This is a genomic window from Mycetocola zhadangensis, from assembly GCF_003668565.1.
GTDB classification, from domain to species: Bacteria; Actinomycetota; Actinomycetes; order Actinomycetales; family Microbacteriaceae; genus Mycetocola_A; species Mycetocola_A zhadangensis.
On record NZ_RCWJ01000002.1, the window covers coordinates 366,162 to 381,993 of the forward strand.

A 15,832-nucleotide genomic window follows, 5' to 3' on the forward strand; every position below is an offset into this window, starting at 1 on the left:
GAAAGACAAGTCGGTTTACGGAGCCACCGCGAGGTTTCCAGCGATCGCCTGAAGCAAGATCTCGTTGTTGGGGTCTCCGACAGGCAACACGAAATAGATGTTGTAATAGACGTCGTCCTCGCTCAGGATCTGGAATTCTCCCGAAACGATCTCGTCGCCCGGTGCGGTCGCAGGAACCGGGTCCGCTCCGTCTTCGGCTGCAGGAACGACCTGCGAGAACGCTGCCGCGAATTTCGCGCCGGGCACTTCCACGCGCCACGACTCGGTGCCTTCCTGCACGCTCCAGGATCCGTCCCAGTCCGACTTTTCCCCCGAGCAGTTGAATCCCACTACTTGGGCGAGGCCGTTGTAACCGGGCTTCGCGGGCACAGCCGAGGGCGAGTCGTTCGAATAGACGGTGGTGTCCTCGCCGTCGACACTGTGCAACCACCCGGGCGGAACCGGAGCGGATAGCCCGGCACAGGTCGCTGTGGTCCACCCGGCTGGCAGCGCCGTTCCCTCGAGCAGCGGGAGTCGGTCGACGTCCGTTTCGGCCTCCGCCGTGTTTGACGGCCGAGGTGTCTCCGACTGAGCCGTGCCCTTTGGCTCCTTCGCCGCGACGTCCCCCGATGCACATCCGGTGAGAGCGGCAGTGGCAATAACAGCGAGTGAAACGCACACTTGAAGTCGAGCCTTGAATGTCGGCATGAATTCCCCCTGAAAAGTTGCCTGGCGCTTCAAGCTAACAGGCGAGATCGGCTCGACTCGGTGCTTCGCCCTGACACTGGGGGTACTGTGCTTCAGCATTCGCGAGCAGGTGGCGCCATGGCCTGCGGTCGCGTCGGTTTCGTGGCGACGCTCAACTTGATCGCGACGTAGAGCGGCCCGGTGCTTTCCTCCCAGTGCGAGGACGAGCGCGTCCAGAACCCGCTGCCACCGAGGCTTGGATCGCCTCTGGTCCGACCACCGACGCTACTGAGAAACGTCGACGAAGGTGGCGCTGATGCCCAGTGAGCCGAACATGCCGGTGAGCATTGCTTTGGTATTTTCAGACGCACGTTGTCTTAGTTCGGATTCCTCCGCTGCGGCGGTCAGTTTCGTTTCGGCGAGCTGATAGAACTGCGATTGCTGCGCCGGCTCGATCGCGTCTGTGATTCGGTCGAGCACGCCCCGGTCTTGAGAGAAAACATAGGAGCGCTCGTGGTCGAGGTTCGGCTCGTCGAGTTGCGCCTCTGGCAGCGTCACGGTCACTGATGTGCCGTCTGCAGACAGCTTCAGATCCCCGTCAGCGAGATCGGACAGGTCGACATACGCGTTGACGGTGCCCGCCGCGACAAACAGCGTCCGTCGTCCGGAAATAACGTCGGGCAGCCACTCAACGCCTTCCTCGTCCCCATCGTCCACCACGAGCTCGAAGTTCGCTTCCGCAGCGTGGTACTGGCTGATGTCATTAATTGACTTCAGCAGCGCGGGATGGCTTCTATCGGTCTGGCTCGACCCAAACGGGCTGAGCCCGACGAGATTCGCTGCCCCGAGTCCGGCCAACGCCACAACGAGCACAGCGAGCACGCCAACTACCGCAACGACCATCCGCTTGAACAAACTGGCTGCGATCATTTGGCTCCTTCGGCGATTGCCTCTCCGCCGGATTTCGACTGGGAGTGGGCGAGAGTATGGAGCTCGGTCGATAGCTCGTCACACAAGCATCCCAGCGATGGGCCGGCTCGCGGCAGTACCAGTTGGGGTGACCCATGAGAATTCTGAGGAGGGCATCCGCGGCAAGTCACGCGGATATCGAGAATCCCCGGCGGGCTACAACCCAACCACGAACTGTTCCGCCGACGAGCTTGTTCCTCACTTGTCCAGCTCGGCCACGAACGCGCGAATATCCTCCGCTACCAGAGCCGGCACCTCGAGTGCGGCGAAGTGACCGCCGCGCTCCATCTTCGTGAACCGGCGGATGTCGAAGAACCGCTCCGCGTACTCTCGAGGCGGGTCGGTGATGTCGTCCGGGAACACAGCGATCGCAGTCGGAACGTCGATCTTCATAGCCCAGCCACCGGTATCCGCTGACCAATCTTGTTCGTTGGGTGAAGCATCCGTCGTCTGATCATCGAGTGCCGCGTCACCCCAGGACTCTTCCGTGGCTGACCAGTCGCCCATGCCCTCGTTGTAATAGCGGATCGACGACCGGATGCTGTTGCGCAGCCAGTAGAGCATCACGTTGGTGAGCAGGTCGTCGTGCGGCAGGCGGGTGGTGGAGTAACGCTCGAAGTGGTCGATGAGCCAGGCGGCCAGGCCGACGGGGGAGTCGCTGAGCGCGTAGGAGAGGGTGAGCGGGCGGGTGGTTTGGATCATGACGTATCCGGCGAAGCTTTCACTCCAGGTCTCGACTGCGGCGACGAACGCCTTCTCGGCATCGGTGGTGTCGGTCGGGTCGAGGAGGTACATGTTGGCGAACGGCACGTCGGTGAGGTGCAGGCCGATCACGCGGTCGGGGTGGGCGCGGGCGATCTCCTGGCCGATGGAGCTGCCCCAGTCTCCGCCGTGCACGAGGTAGCGGTCGTAGCCGAGGCCCTCGAGAAGCTCGGCGACGACCTCAGCGGCGAAGACGGCGTCTTGCTCGCCGGTCCCCGCAGGGCGCTGGTCGGAGAAGTCGAATCCGGGCAGCGACGGCACGATCACGTCGAATGTGGGCCCGTCTCCACCGGTGAGCCGATCGATCAGGTGGATGTAGCGGTAGAACGAGTCAGCCCAGCCGTGCAGCAGCACGATCGGCACGGCGTTCGCTCGCCCGGAGCGCTGGTGGATGAAGTGGATGTCCAGGCCCTGAACCTCGGCTAGGTAGTGGTCGAACCGGTTGAGGTTCGCTTGGGCGGCGCTCCAGTCGTAACCGGTGCGCCAGTGCTCGGTGAGCTCCTGCAGGTAGGCCAGTTCGGTGCCGCGCAGCCAGCCGGTCGGCGTGGTTTCGTTGGGCCAGCGCGTTCGGTCCAGCCGCTCGCGGAGGTCGTCGAGCTCCAGCTGCGGTACCTCGATTGTGAATGGGCGGATGTCCATCTCTTCTCCTTCCTCTTCCGTCTGGTTCGACGGTAGGAGGGCATGCGGCCACAGAGTGTCCGCATTGGGAAATCGACCAGCGGATGCCGTAGGCCGGGGGAAGTCGCCTATTTGCGGGGTCGTCCACGATTCTCTTAGCGCGGCGAGAAGTGATGCCGCTGAAGCGCGAGTGCGCGCGGCTAGTTGGCGCTTGGGATGAATCCGCGCAGGTACTCGCGTAACGCGGGATCGCAAACGTACACGAAGGTGCCACGGATGCCGCGTGTCAGAAGAACCGCATAGATGTTGCGCACGAAACGGAGTAAGTCGCCGTCGGTGTACGTCTTGCCGAGAACGGCGTTGTTCTCTTTCCCCTTCTTGTCGAAGTAGGAGTCGCGATCGACATAGAGACGGCCTTCGATTGCGTCATAGCGAAGATCCGGACCAATGATGACCCCGGCGTAGTTGAGGTCGTATCCCTGCACCGTGTGAATCGAACCGACTTCATTGATGCTGTTGGCGGATGCGATCCAGTCCTTCTGGGTGCTGTTCCAGCGGAACCGCTGGCCCTCGACTTCGATGTCGAACGCAGTTTTATCGAACTTGGAGTTCCATGGCCAGGCGAATCCGGCAAGGAGGCGAGAAAGCCCCGTTTCCTCTTCCCTTCTCAAAACTTCTGAGCGCATGTCCGCAACACTGTCGAACATCCGGAAGTCATAGCCCTCGAGCGTCTCCGTCGAGAGCATCGGCTTCAGGTCCTCGGATGAGCCGAGCATGTTTCGGACGTAGGCGACATAGTTTGATCCGGCTTGAACACGCATCTGTGTCGCCAGAGGGTAGTGACGATGGCGACTCCTTGCGTCCTCTGCGAGTCCACGCAGCACCTCGAAGGGGATGTCGGCCGGGCGCACACTCTGCTCCGCGTCGAGCAGGTAGATCTGGTGCGTGCTCTTGGTGTGGATCCAATCCAGCTGGGTCTTGCTGGTGTCGTCGGCGCCGAACAGCTTCTTGATAATGTCGGAGAAGTTCTTGTTCTGAACACCAGACGGCTGGTTAGCGCGCTGGTTGAGTCGGTGCGATTCGTCCACGATGAGGAGGTCGAAATTCTCGTCTGAGTTTCCAATATCGAACGCCGTCATGACCATGGACGGGTTAAGCCCCGGAGTCTTTCGGAAGACCTTCTTGATGGATTCACGAAGGGACTGCTGCGGCACAACCAGTCCAATCCGAAGGCCGGCGAGCAACACCCGGTTCTCAGGGACAAAGAAGTCCGCGAACATCGTGTCGCTATCGAAACCTTCCGCCCGGGCAGTGCCTGCAATGTCGACGAGGAGCTTGAGCATATAAATGGCGACGACCGTCTTTCCGGTTCCGGGCTCGCCCTGGATGACGATAGTGCTGTCGGTGTCGGACTTCAAATCCTCGAAAAGGCCGTTGAAGATATCCTCTACTGCAATCGCCTGATCCGGGGTCAGGGCCTTGAAGGGCGAGAGCTTGAAGAGGTCGCTGTTCTCGATCTCGGGGATGCTGCGGGTGAAGACACCGTCGATTCGGAGCTGCTCGAAGACGTCGCGAAACGTCCGTCGGTACAACTCACGGTCGTAGTAGTCGCCCTCCGTGATTCCGTCGTTTCGATTGAGTACCCGGTAGGCACCGTCGCCGGCAAGAAGCCGGATGAGGGACGACTCGAGATCGAGGCAGGCCGATTTGTTGAAGCGCTCATCAAGGATGACGCGGATGGTTTTGAGGTGCTGCTTGCTCGGCGAATCGAAATGTTGTCTCAAACGTAATGCGGCGTTTCTAGACTCGCCAACATAAACGTCAGTGAGCTTGCGATCCCTCGAACCTGTCGCTCCGGGCTTGGAGTCGTCCAGCACGTACACGATGGGCCAGTCGGTGTTTCGTGGATGAGTCGGGGCCCACTGTGAAACTGCCTCGTGGGTGAAATCGAGGCGCGCGATGCTAGAGGGCGTCATATTTCGTGCTTCGGCCCCGCGCTTTGTCGACCGGATACTTGTCTCGTGTGATGGCTAGCTTGTCCAAGATGATCTGGTTGGGGTCAGCACCGATGCGGTCGGCAAGAAGCATGCAATAGGTGAGAACGTCGGCAAGCTCTTCACGGATGCGAGCGGGATTGGCGTCGGCGTCCCACTGGAAACACTCGAGAAGCTCGCCGGCCTCAATCACAATGCTCTTCGCGAGATTCTCTGGAGTGTGAAACTGGGCCCAGTCGCGCTCCGCCATGAACGTTGCGATCTCATCGCGGACTGACTTTTCAACCATGCCGTCAACCTAGCAGTGGCGAATTGATGTGTAGACAGCCCGGGTGCCCGCTCGTCAAAATCACTACCCGATTTGGGCATTCGAAACTCGGCGGCGCGGGCTACGGGAGACCATCGCCTCGCCACCACATGCGGACTGTGGGCGTCCGACGGCGGACGACTTCTGGGCCATGACGTCATGCGTCCATCGTGTCGGTGTTGCGGCGTCGGGCCGACGTTTCAGCGTTATCGCCGGATGGCACGATGTGCACGCTGGTGCAGATGAACTGCGTAACGGGATTTACCACTCGAGAACTGCGCGAAGCATGCGTGCCGTCAGGGGGCAATCTGAGGACGAAAGACGAAAGACGATTCGTACGAGGCAAATGAGCACGATTTTCTTGCGGGCGGGGCAAACGGGAGCCTCAATCATGACCCGGACCTACCTGCCGCAGATGCTCGAAAGGATCGTCTCATTGGCGGACGCCTCAGAATGCATTTGGGTCTCCATCGGCGACTTGCTCATTTGCGGGCACCCGCGTCACCCCTCGCGGGCCGGCTGCGCTTCACCGCTGCAGAGCTTTGACGTCGGGGAACACCTGTGCGTTCTCACGGCTCAGCCAAGGCCCGCTCGAGGAGATACGCCCAGGGCCGGTAGTCGACAGACAAACGGCTGGATCGCGCTGGACTCGAACGAGATTTACTCTTGGTGGCGGCATAGCATGCCGCCCTGCCGCCGTGAGCGGCGATCCGACACCTCACCTGCACTGGGGCTACGGGTCGGATGGTTGTGCCGATAGCGTGGGTGGGGGCGTCCGCGTCGGAGTGGACGGCCGCTTATCGAGATTGAGGAAATATCCTGCAATGACTGTGGCCGCCGGCTGGTACGACAACCCTGACGATATGACTACAGTGCGATTCTGGGACGGCTCTACATGGACATCCCAGATTCAGGCCAAAGCACCGTCGGCGACCACAGTCCCGCCCGGCTGGTACCCAGACCCTGAGATAACAGGTTCTGAGCGGTGGTGGGACGGCAATAGCTGGACTGCACAGGCCCGAGCTCTGGACACGGGCGGGCAGCCCGCGCCGACGACGAACAGCAGGCCTGCAGCCTCGAGCCTCCGGCAGAGCATCCGCCCCATCGATAAACTCGGGAAGGCCGACGCCCGGGACCTCGCTCAACAACTAACCTCGGAGAATGTAGAACTTCGCGCCGTCATCGACAAGCACGGTTCACGAGCGTTCGCCGACATCGACACATATCGAGCTGACGCCGAAGCCGCTGTGACTGCGACCCGTGACAGCGCGCATGCCGAGATCGCCGCTCAACGTGCAGCGGCCGACGCGGCCATCGCTTCCGCCAACGGGCACCTCAATGAACTCCACAAACAAGTCGGCGAAGCGCAAGCCGCGCTCCAAAGCCTCCGTCAGCGCCACATCGACATCACCGACAGCATCACCTTGCAAGACGTCGGCCTGTTCGACTACGACCACCCCGCTCAGTCGTCAGCGAGCCTCGCGACCGAACTCGAAAGTGTCCGGTCCTGGATCAAGGGGATGATCCGAGACAAACGCGCCGTCACGTTCGCCACCGGCTTCACCTTCAACGGCTCCACCGCTCAAGGAAAAAAGTTCATCAACGACATGTCCAAAGTCCTCCTTCGCGCATACAACGCAGAAGCAGAGAACGCAGTCAAGACGACGAAGGCCGGGAATCTCCAAGTAGCTCAGGCGCGCCTTAGCAAAGCCGCGGAACAGATTGCCAACAGCGGCAAAATGATTAGCCTCCGGATTACCGACGACTACCACCGCCTCCGTCTCAAGGAGCTCGAACTCGCCAACACGCATCTGCTGGCTGTCCAGCGTGAACGCGAACTCGAACGCGAACGCAGAGCGGAACTTCGCGAACAGCAGAAAGCGGAAGCAGAACTTCGCCGGGAAAAGGAACGCCTGGAGAAGGAACGTTCCCACTACCTCTCCACTCTCGCCGCCCTAGAGGCTAACGGCGACGTCGAAGGAGCCGAACGAATTCGCGCACAACTCACCGACGTCGACCGGGCGATCAACGACGTTGACTACCGGGCCGCGAACATCCGCGCGGGTCATGTGTACGTTATCTCGAACATCGGCGCTTTCGGTGAGAACATGGTCAAGATTGGAATGACCCGACGCTTGGAACCGATGGATCGGGTCACCGAACTCGGAGATGCCTCTGTGCCCTTCCGGTTTGATGTCCACGCCCTTTTCTTTGCGACAGACGCTGTCGGAATCGAAGCGTTCCTCCACCGGCGCTTCAGTGAACACCGCGTCAACAAGGTCAACCTGCGTCGGGAATTCTTCCGGGTCACACCCGCCGAGGTGCTCGAAGCGCTTAAGGAAGAATCCGTCGAGATTGTTGAGTTCACCACCGAGCCGGACGCGCCGGAGTACCGGGCGAGCTTCAATGACCCGATCGCTGTCGGTTAGGTACCACCCTCAAGAACAAAGGATCGTGTCGTGTCGGGGGTTCCGGTGACCTGTGGCGTTGCCTCCAGCGCCAGTTCTTCGAGAACAATCCGGTTTGCGGCAAAGCTCGACCTCGAGGTGCGCGCTCGCCTCCTCGTGGTCAGTAATGGCGCTGGCTCTGAGCACTAGCGAGCTCCGCTTCCATGGTGGGTGCTGCCCCGCACTGGGGCGAGCCGAAAGTAACTCTCATCTCCTTTGTGATCTTGCACGCGGTGATTCGCTCCGCCGTCTCGCAGGGCCTGCAACGGCACGCTCTTTGGCATGAGGGCCGAGCAGTGCAGACGGCCGCTGCTGAGTCGCTCGAAAGCAGCGTTGAGCCGAGCAGCGAAGGCAACGACTGGACGCTCGATATTCGCGGAACCTCATACACGGTCCGCCCGCAGAGCATGGACTTATGGTCCGTCATGCTCGAGGGTCAACCCACTCACACCGTCCGGAGAGACGCTCGAGGATTCTTTGCAGACGGATCGTCCCGTCGTTTTGGCACGCTTGAGGAGGTCATTCGAGATGCTCGACGTGTCCGTTAGATGAACGTGGCGTCGACACGCGGGAGCGGTCTCATGTGCAGACTCTGGCTCTGCTCGTTCGCTGGAATAGCTTGATTCCCCACACTGGGGACGTTGGCTCTGCTGTCACTGGGTCTTGCGGGCCATACGGTTTGTATATGAGTGATATTCGACCGCAGGCCGCGCCAGGCTGGCATTACGACTCCGCCGGTCTGCTTCGTTGGTGGGACGGGACACAGTGGGGGCCGTACGCACCTCCGACGGGCACCACGCCGGCCGTAGCTACTGCGCCCGAGGCTCAAGGGCCGAAAGAACTCGCCGTCGCGTATCTCATGCTCATTTTTCTTGGCAGTTTCGGGGCTCACCAGTTCTATCTGAACCAACCGCTCAATGGCGCAATGGTGATTGTGCTCTGGTGGGGCGGCTGGGCCACGGCGTTTGTTGGCGTTGGAGTTCTCTTGATTATCGGTGTGCTGATTTGGTTCGTCGTGGACCTCTGCTTATTGCCCAGCTATGTTCGCGCGGCGAATGCTCGCGCGCTCGCCGTCAATGCTGCGTGAGGTAGTTGTCCTCAACTCGGAAGCCAACCATGTGGCATCCGCTTCACTGCCTCTTGACACGTGGCGCGGCGCAGCCCAGGTTCCCGGCAGAATTGACCCATGACCATTCCTCTCTCCGGGACCCAGTTCGAGCTCACCAGCGGCCCATACACCGCGACCATCGCCAGTGTCGGTGCCTCACTGCGCTCGCTGAAGCACAACGGCCGCGACCTCGTCGTGCCGTTCGACGCCGATGAGGTGCGCCCGGCGTTCCGCGGAGCAACCCTCGCGCCGTGGCCGAACCGCGTGGTCGACGGACTCTACAGCTTCGAGGGCACCGACTACGAGCTCTCACTCACCGAGCCGAAGCGGCACCACGCCCTGCACGGACTCGTCGCCTGGCACGACTTCATCGCCCTCGACGAGGCCGCCGACCGCGTCATGCTGGCCACCACGATCGAGGCGGAGACCGGCTACCCCTTCCGCATCCAAGTGCGCGTCGAGTTCGTCCTGAACGAAGACGGCCTCCACACCACCGTCGCCGCACGCAACACCGGCAACGCGCCCGCCCCGTTCGGCACCGGCCCGCACCCGTACCTCGTCGCCGGCGAGGGCACCGTCGACGACTGGACCCTCCTCCTCCCCGCCGAGCAGGTCCTCACGGTCACCGAGGACCGCCTGATCCCGATTAAGAAAGCGGATGTCGCCACCGAGTCAGACGGAACCTTCGACTTCCGCAGTCCCCGCGTTCTCGGCGACACCTTCATCGACCACGCCTTCACCGGCCTCATTCGGGACGCGAACCGCACTGCCGAGGTGCAGGTCACCGCGCCGTCCGGCACTGGGGTGCGCATGCGCTGGGACTCCTCCTGCAAGTGGGTGCAGGTGCACACGGCCGACCAGAAGCCGGACGCGCCGCTGCCCAGCCGCATCGGCCTCGCGGTCGAACCGATGACCTGCCCGCCCGATGCGTTCAACTCGGGCGAGGACCTGCTCGTGCTTCAGCCCGGCGGCGTCACCTTCGCGTCGTGGAGTATCGCCGCAATCTAGCTTGCGGTGTGCGGGTGCCGGCCACGTGGCATCCGCTCGTCTTATTGCGTCGTGGATTCGATACGTAAGGAACTCTCTTGGAACCGCCCTGACCCGCAGACTTGGCGTGCCCGGCATCGTCTTCATGGTGATCGCGGCGGCCGCGCCGATCACCGTGGTGGCCGCGAACTTCCCGCTGATTCTCAGTGTGTCCGGATCGATCGGTGCGCCGCTGATGGTGCTCGTCGCTACCGTCGTGCTGCTGCTCTTCTCGGTCGGGTATGCGTGGATGACGCCGCGGGTGCCTGACGCTGGGGCGTTCTACTCCTATGTGCATCGCGGGCTTGGGCGGCGTGCGGGGCTCGGAACCGCGGCGATCGCCCTGCTTTGCTACGTGCTGCTCACGGTGTCGATGATTTGTTACCTCGGGGTGCAGGCCGGAAACCTGATCGAACTGTGGACCGGGCTGCAGTTGCCGTGGTGGCTGATCTCCGCTGTAATGCTCGTGATCGTTGGGCTGCTCGGCTACCGCAGCATCGACCTGTCGGCGAAGGTGCTCGGCGTTGTGCTCGTGCTCGAGGTGATCGCGGTTATCGCGATCGACCTCGGGGTGGTGTTCTCCGGGCGGGAGTTGACGGCGGTGCCGTTCAGCCCGGTTGAGGCGCTCTCGGGTGCACCCGGCCTTGGGCTGCTGTTCGTTTTTCTCGGGTTCTTCGGGTTTGAGGCGACGGCGGTGTTCCGTAATGAGGCGCGTGATCCGGAGAAGACGGTGCCGCGCGCGACCTATATCGCGGTCGTCTCGGTGGGCGTGCTGTACTTCGTTTCCTCGTGGTTGGTGATTTCGGGGCTCGGTGGGGGAGATGCGGTTGCCGCCGCGTCGGCGAACCCGGATAGCGTGGTTCGCGGTTTGGCTGGCGAGGTGATCGCTCCGATCGCCGCTGACATCGTGCAGGTGCTCGTCGTGACGAGCATGTTTGCGTGTGTGCTGGCGTTCCACAACATCGTCACCCGCTACCTCTTTACTCTCGGACAGCGCGGGGTATTGCCGCAGAAGCTCGCAGAGGTGCACTCGAAGCACCGCGCACCCTCACGTGCGTCGCTCTGGGTCAGCGCGATCACCTCGGTCGTCGTGGTGGTGTCGGCTCTTGCCCAGCTCGACCCGGTGGTTCAGATCTACACCTGGTACTCGGGCGCCGGCGCGGTTGGCGTTCTCTGGATGATGGCACTGACCAGCCTCGCGGTGCTCGCCTTTGGGTTGAAGCACCGCGGGGTGGCCGGTGAGGCGCCGTCGCGCTGGGTCACCGTGGCTTCGATTCTTGGCGGGCTCGGACTTCTTGGAGCGCTTGCGCTCGCCATATGGAACTTCCCGTTCCTGGTTGGCGGCCCGGTCGCGGCTGTCGTGTGGGGAGTGATTCTCGTCGGAGTGTTCGTCGGGGGTCTATTCCTGCCGACACGGAACGTCACTCCTTCAGAGGCGTCGCCAGTTCACGAAGAAGTTGCGAGTTGACGACGGCCAACGCCCGCTCTTTTCTTGCCGGAGTCGTCTCCCGATGGGGACTAATCGTGAGTCTGAGGGACTGGCGATGCCGACTCCGCGAATGCTGACAGTTGTAGGAATTATGCCCCTATGGGGGTGCGGGCTGCTCAAAACAGCGCGGGCAGAGTAGCGCGGAATCTCGACAATAGCGACCATTGAAACGGGAATTGAACGAACTGCTTGTCTTTGCGAAATTAAATAGGGCGCGGACAGCTTTTGATAACTTTCAATCTGTCTTTGTCATTGTCTCAACTGAATACAGGGATTCTGAGGCCATTATGCAAATGCGGGTCTATCGACAATTAAATGTCAACACGGATCAAATCACTACCGTGCGGTAAATCCCACCGCAGTTGTCGGGTCTGACCGGCAGGGTATTACGACAATCTAGAGGCGGCGGATTCGCTATCGAACGACGGAATGGTCGCCTGCTGCAGGTACGTGCTCTCGGGGCTGAACACAGACCTCAAAAAGCTGGGGCGCCTGACCAACAGAGAGTTTGTAGCGGACCAGTTGCTTATCCTCCAGCAGCTCGGAGTGTGGCTACGGCTCACCTGACTCCCAAGGTCGAGGCATAGTCCTCAAGTCGGTGTGCCCGGTGGCCCCCAGTCCGGGCTGTCATCAGCGCCGGTCCGCGAGGTTCGGCCCGCCGTCGATACGATGGCCGAATGCGCCTGATTCGAGCCGGTCTGCCCGCCGCCGTTGCCGCACTCCTCTGGCTCGTGAGCGGAGGCCTTGAGCTTCTCGGTCGGCAGACGCTCTCCGGTCCGAAGGGACACGTGCTCTCGCTGGTTGCGCCGGAGACGATCCCCGTGCAGGAACTCACGGCACCCGCGCCGTGGAGTTTCCTCCTGATCGTGCTGTCGATGCTCGCGATCTTCGCGGCATACGCGGGTCTCGCGGCAATCGTGCGTCGGGAGCCCCTCGATAACGCTGCCGGGGTGGTCGCCCCGTACTCAGGTTCGGTTGCGGGCCCTTCCCAGCAGCGATTAGGTAACACTGCAACTGCGTTTGCCGCCTACTGGCTGTGCGCCGTGGCATCCGGATTTCTGGTTCCTGCGATTCCGGTCGTGATTGAACTGCTTAACGCGGTCGTCGAGCAGCAGACCCCGATCGGCCTGGTCGCCGAGAGAGTCGCCGGGGCCGCGCAGTGGGGTCTGCTTTACGGCTGGATTCCGGCCGCGGTCGCCGTGGCGATCGAAACGATGGGCAACTCGGATCACCGAGTTTTCGCGCGCCGGATGATCGCGATTCCGGCCGCTGCGCTGTTCCTCATCGCCGCGATCGGATTGACTCTCGCGGCCCCGCAGGCGCACGCGGCAGTGCAGGCGCAGATTCCGACCGGGCCGGCACCTGAGCCGATTCCGACCGGAACGCCCGTGCCGGGTGTTGCGCCGGGAGAGTGGCAGGCCGATCCGCTGTGGTGCACGGCCGGTCAGCTGGAAATGACAGCGGGCACTCCTGACGCGGCAACGGGGCACCGCGCGCTCGTGATGCGCGCGACCAACGTCAGTGATGCGGCGTGCATCCTGGAGGGCTATCCGGATGTCGCGTTCGCCGACGTCTACAGCAACGCCCTCGATGTGAGTGTCGACCACGGAGGTACGATGCTCGGCAGCGATCCGGGTGTTACTCGTATCGAGGTTGAGCCCGGCGCGGCCGTCGTGTCGACCCTGGGCTGGAGCGCAATGCCCACCGCGGGGCTGGAAACCGCTGGCTGGCTTCACCTTGCGGCGTATGCCGGAGCGCAGCGGCAAATGGTCACCGTCGAGACCGACATCACCGGGGGCAGCGTGTCGGTAACGGCGTGGGCGACGCCGCCGACTGAGACAGGCGAAGTCTCAGACTGAGGCGCGTCAAGGGGCCGGGCGCAAGTTCGAGCGCGTTGTAGCCTTAAGCCTTCGCGGCGTAGTTGCTGCCGCGCACCCACACTTGGAGGTCCTTATGCCCACCACCGTGCCCGCACTCGTCGCCGCATCCGCCGGAGCAGCATTCGAGCGCTCCACCATCGAACGCCGTGACGTCGGCCCGAACGACGTGCAGATCGACATCGCATACGCCGGCATCTGCCACTCCGACATTCACCAGGCCCGCGAGGAGTGGGGTGCAGGCATCTTCCCGATGGTGCCAGGACACGAGATCGCCGGCATCGTTTCTGCCGTCGGTGACGACGTCACCAAGCACAAGGTCGGCGACCGCGTCGGCATCGGCTGCTTCGTCGACTCCTGCCGCGAGTGTGAGAACTGCCTCGCCGGTGAAGAGCAGTTCTGCCTCAAGGGAAACGTCGCCACCTACAACGGTCGGCAGTACTCAGGCGAGGAGACCTACGGCGGGTACAGCACGCAGATCGTCGCCGATGAGAACTACGTGTTGCGCATCCCCGAGGGCATCGACCTCGACGTTGCCGCTCCGCTGCTCTGCGCCGGGATCACCACCTACTCGCCGCTCAAGCACTGGGGTGCCGGTCCGGGCAAGAAGGTCGCGATCGTCGGCATGGGCGGACTCGGCCACATGGGCGTCAAGATCGCTGCGGCGCTCGGCGCCGAGGTGACCGTGCTCAGCCAGACCCTGTCCAAGAAGGAAGATGGCCTGCGTCTCGGTGCGAACGACTACTTCGCCACTTCGGACCCCGAAACCTTCAAGCAGAACAGCAAGCGCTTCGATCTGATCATCAACACGGTCTCCGCTGACCTGCCGATCGACAAGTACCTGTCGATGCTGACCCTGAATGGATCGATGGTCTTCGTCGGACTGCCCGAGAAGCCGCAAGAGTTCCGGGTCTTCTCGCTCACGGGTGGACGTCGCAGCCTCGCTGGTTCCAACATCGGCGGCATTCGCGAGACCCAGGAAATGCTCGACTTCTGCGCCGAGCACGGTCTCGGTTCCGAGATCGAGGTCATCGGCGCTGACCAGGTCGACGAGGCGTACGAGCGTGTTGTGAAGAGCGACGTGCGCTACCGCTTCGTGATCGACACCGCGACCATCGCGTAGGCGCGAGCCCGCGGGATTCACTAAAGGCGCTGCCCTGAGGGGCAGCGCCTTTTTGCGCGTTGGCAGGGGTCTTCAGAGCGTCGGCGGACCTCGCTGTTCGGTGCAGGCGATTTCTGCAACAACTTGGACATTTTTCAAACCGAATTATGTCGGACTGTTGACGGAATAAATAGACCTCCCTAGGGTTGCGGTGTGTTCAAGCCCGCTGGAGTGCATACACTCATTCGCCAAACCCACGAAGACCGCGTTCTGCGCGTGCTTCGTGAGCACGGCGCCCTGACACGGGGCGAAATCGCGGACCGAGTCGGCCTCTCGAGAACAACCCTCTCTGAGATCACAAACGTGCTGCTCGAGCGCGGGGCGATCACCGTCGCCAACGCGACCGGTGGCATCCGTGCTGGACGCGGTCGCCCTGCCGAACGACTGGTCCTCGATCCGGGTGCTGGCCAGTTCATGGGCGTCGACTTCGGCCACCGCAGGGTGCGTATCGCCGTCTCGGACGCCGCACACGACATCATCGCGTCTGGGGCCGAGTTCTATGCAGCCGACTCGGCCTGGCCGGAACGCATCGACAGCTGCTTCCGATTGATCGAGCGTGTCGGCGAGGAATCCGGAATTCACTATGGCGCTCTGCAGGGAATTGGCATCGGATTTCCCGGCCCGTTCTCTCCGCGGATGCCGAAACCCGCACCCGTTGCTGATGGCTCCTCGGCGGTACCCGCTGGTGAACTTGTCTTTTCCTCGTTCGTGGAGCGGTTCGACGCGTCGGTGATCATCGACAACAACACACGCTTTGCTGGCCTCGCCGAAGCGATTTGGGGGAGCGCCGCCGGGACGCAAGACCTTCTTTACGTGCGGCTCTCCGACGGAATCGGTGGCGGGCTCGTCGTTGGTGGCCAGCTCGTCACCGGTGCGTCAGGCTTCGCCGGCGAGCTCGGTCACGTCTCGGTGAGCCCGAGTGGCGTCCAGTGCCGATGCGGCAAGCGCGGCTGTCTTGAAACCATCGCTTCGGTTCCCGCGATCTTCGCGGGCTGCACAGCCAAAGGGGTTCCGATTCATTCACTCGATGACCTTCGTGCCGCCGTCGCGAAGGGCGACCCGATCGTCGCGAGTGTTTTGCGCGATGCAGGGGATGCTCTGGGTCGCGTACTCGGATCGGTCGCGGTAGCGCTCAATCCCCGCGAGATCGTGATCGCGGGTGAAGTCGCGCAGATCGCCGACGTCATCTTCGAGCAGGCCGTCGCAACGATCACCTATGAGCTGCTCCCAGTACCTGAAGCTGCGCCGCACGTCCGACTGGCGAAACTCGGTGACGATGACGGCGCGCTCGGTGCCATCGCTGCGCTCTTCCACCGGTCGCCTCTTCTCGCCAGTTATCCCGAAACCCATCAACCCGACCACCAGCGGGGCTCTACGCAAAGGAACATTTCATGACCATCCGCGCCC

12 protein-coding genes are annotated in these 15,832 nt (G+C 62.4%); 7 read left to right on the forward strand and 5 right to left on the reverse strand.

Going from position 1 to position 15,832, the window contains the following annotated elements; all coding sequences use genetic code 11:
• Positions 1 to 15: 15 nt before the first annotated feature.
• The 5 genes from D9V28_RS08325 to D9V28_RS08345 all read right to left on the reverse strand — a co-directional run bounded on the left by D9V28_RS08325 (position 16) and on the right by D9V28_RS08345 (position 5,298).
• Positions 16 to 687 (reverse strand): hypothetical protein, encoded by a 672-nt coding sequence (locus tag D9V28_RS08325; protein WP_121659257.1) that lies wholly within the window; start codon positions 685 to 687, stop codon positions 16 to 18.
• 264 nt (positions 688 to 951) lie between these two features.
• Positions 952 to 1,596, reverse strand: a complete 645-nt coding sequence (locus tag D9V28_RS08330) for a DUF4230 domain-containing protein (protein ID WP_220700474.1) — start codon at positions 1,594 to 1,596, stop codon at positions 952 to 954.
• A 237-nt stretch (positions 1,597 to 1,833) separates the two neighbouring features.
• Positions 1,834 to 3,036 (reverse strand): epoxide hydrolase family protein, encoded by a 1,203-nt coding sequence (locus D9V28_RS08335; RefSeq protein ID WP_121659258.1) that lies wholly within the window; start codon positions 3,034 to 3,036, stop codon positions 1,834 to 1,836.
• A 179-nt stretch (positions 3,037 to 3,215) separates the two neighbouring features.
• Positions 3,216 to 4,799: a DNA/RNA helicase domain-containing protein gene (locus tag D9V28_RS08340; protein ID WP_308472499.1), complete on the reverse strand. Its 1,584-nt coding sequence runs from the start codon at positions 4,797 to 4,799 to the stop codon at positions 3,216 to 3,218.
• Between the two features lie 178 nt (positions 4,800 to 4,977).
• Positions 4,978 to 5,298, reverse strand: a complete 321-nt coding sequence (locus tag D9V28_RS08345) for a nucleotide pyrophosphohydrolase (protein ID WP_121659260.1) — start codon at positions 5,296 to 5,298, stop codon at positions 4,978 to 4,980.
• Between the two features lie 842 nt (positions 5,299 to 6,140).
• On the opposite strand from D9V28_RS08345, the gene D9V28_RS08350 reads away from it, so the two are divergent.
• From D9V28_RS08350 to D9V28_RS08385, 7 genes are all read left to right on the forward strand, one after another.
• Positions 6,141 to 7,745, forward strand: coding sequence for an SNIPE associated domain-containing protein (locus D9V28_RS08350; protein WP_121659261.1), 1,605 nt, complete (start codon positions 6,141 to 6,143; stop codon positions 7,743 to 7,745).
• Between the two features lie 703 nt (positions 7,746 to 8,448).
• The gene (locus D9V28_RS15945; protein WP_147440947.1) at positions 8,449 to 8,850 is read left to right on the forward strand and encodes an NINE protein; all 402 of its coding nucleotides are present in this window, start codon (positions 8,449 to 8,451) and stop codon (positions 8,848 to 8,850) included.
• Between the two features lie 99 nt (positions 8,851 to 8,949).
• Positions 8,950 to 9,879, forward strand: a complete 930-nt coding sequence (locus D9V28_RS08365) for an aldose 1-epimerase family protein (RefSeq protein WP_121659264.1) — start codon at positions 8,950 to 8,952, stop codon at positions 9,877 to 9,879.
• A gap of 106 nt (positions 9,880 to 9,985) precedes the next feature.
• Positions 9,986 to 11,365, forward strand: a complete 1,380-nt coding sequence (locus D9V28_RS08370) for an APC family permease (protein ID WP_229727873.1) — start codon at positions 9,986 to 9,988, stop codon at positions 11,363 to 11,365.
• Positions 11,366 to 12,063: 698 nt separating this feature from the next.
• A complete protein-coding gene (locus D9V28_RS08375; RefSeq protein ID WP_121659265.1) occupies positions 12,064 to 13,245 on the forward strand; it encodes a DUF4232 domain-containing protein in 1,182 nt (393 codons plus the stop codon).
• Positions 13,246 to 13,339: 94 nt separating this feature from the next.
• Positions 13,340 to 14,386, forward strand: a complete 1,047-nt coding sequence (locus D9V28_RS08380) for an NAD(P)-dependent alcohol dehydrogenase (RefSeq protein ID WP_121659266.1) — start codon at positions 13,340 to 13,342, stop codon at positions 14,384 to 14,386.
• A 192-nt stretch (positions 14,387 to 14,578) separates the two neighbouring features.
• Positions 14,579 to 15,820: an ROK family transcriptional regulator gene (locus D9V28_RS08385; RefSeq protein ID WP_121659267.1), complete on the forward strand. Its 1,242-nt coding sequence runs from the start codon at positions 14,579 to 14,581 to the stop codon at positions 15,818 to 15,820.
• The last annotated feature ends 12 nt before the right edge of the window (positions 15,821 to 15,832 follow it).

Coding starts and splice junctions, on each gene's coding strand:
- D9V28_RS08375 (WP_121659265.1), top strand. CDS start 12,064: ATGCGCCTGATTCGAGCCGGTCTGCCCGCCGCCGTTGCCGCACTCCTC.
- D9V28_RS08330 (WP_220700474.1), bottom strand. CDS start 1,596: ATGATCGCAGCCAGTTTGTTCAAGCGGATGGTCGTTGCGGTAGTTGGC.
- D9V28_RS15945 (WP_147440947.1), top strand. CDS start 8,449: ATGAGTGATATTCGACCGCAGGCCGCGCCAGGCTGGCATTACGACTCC.
- D9V28_RS08335 (WP_121659258.1), bottom strand. CDS start 3,036: ATGGACATCCGCCCATTCACAATCGAGGTACCGCAGCTGGAGCTCGAC.
- D9V28_RS08380 (WP_121659266.1), top strand. CDS start 13,340: ATGCCCACCACCGTGCCCGCACTCGTCGCCGCATCCGCCGGAGCAGCA.
- D9V28_RS08365 (WP_121659264.1), top strand. CDS start 8,950: ATGACCATTCCTCTCTCCGGGACCCAGTTCGAGCTCACCAGCGGCCCA.
- D9V28_RS08350 (WP_121659261.1), top strand. CDS start 6,141: ATGACTGTGGCCGCCGGCTGGTACGACAACCCTGACGATATGACTACA.
- D9V28_RS08345 (WP_121659260.1), bottom strand. CDS start 5,298: ATGGTTGAAAAGTCAGTCCGCGATGAGATCGCAACGTTCATGGCGGAG.
- D9V28_RS08325 (WP_121659257.1), bottom strand. CDS start 687: ATGCCGACATTCAAGGCTCGACTTCAAGTGTGCGTTTCACTCGCTGTT.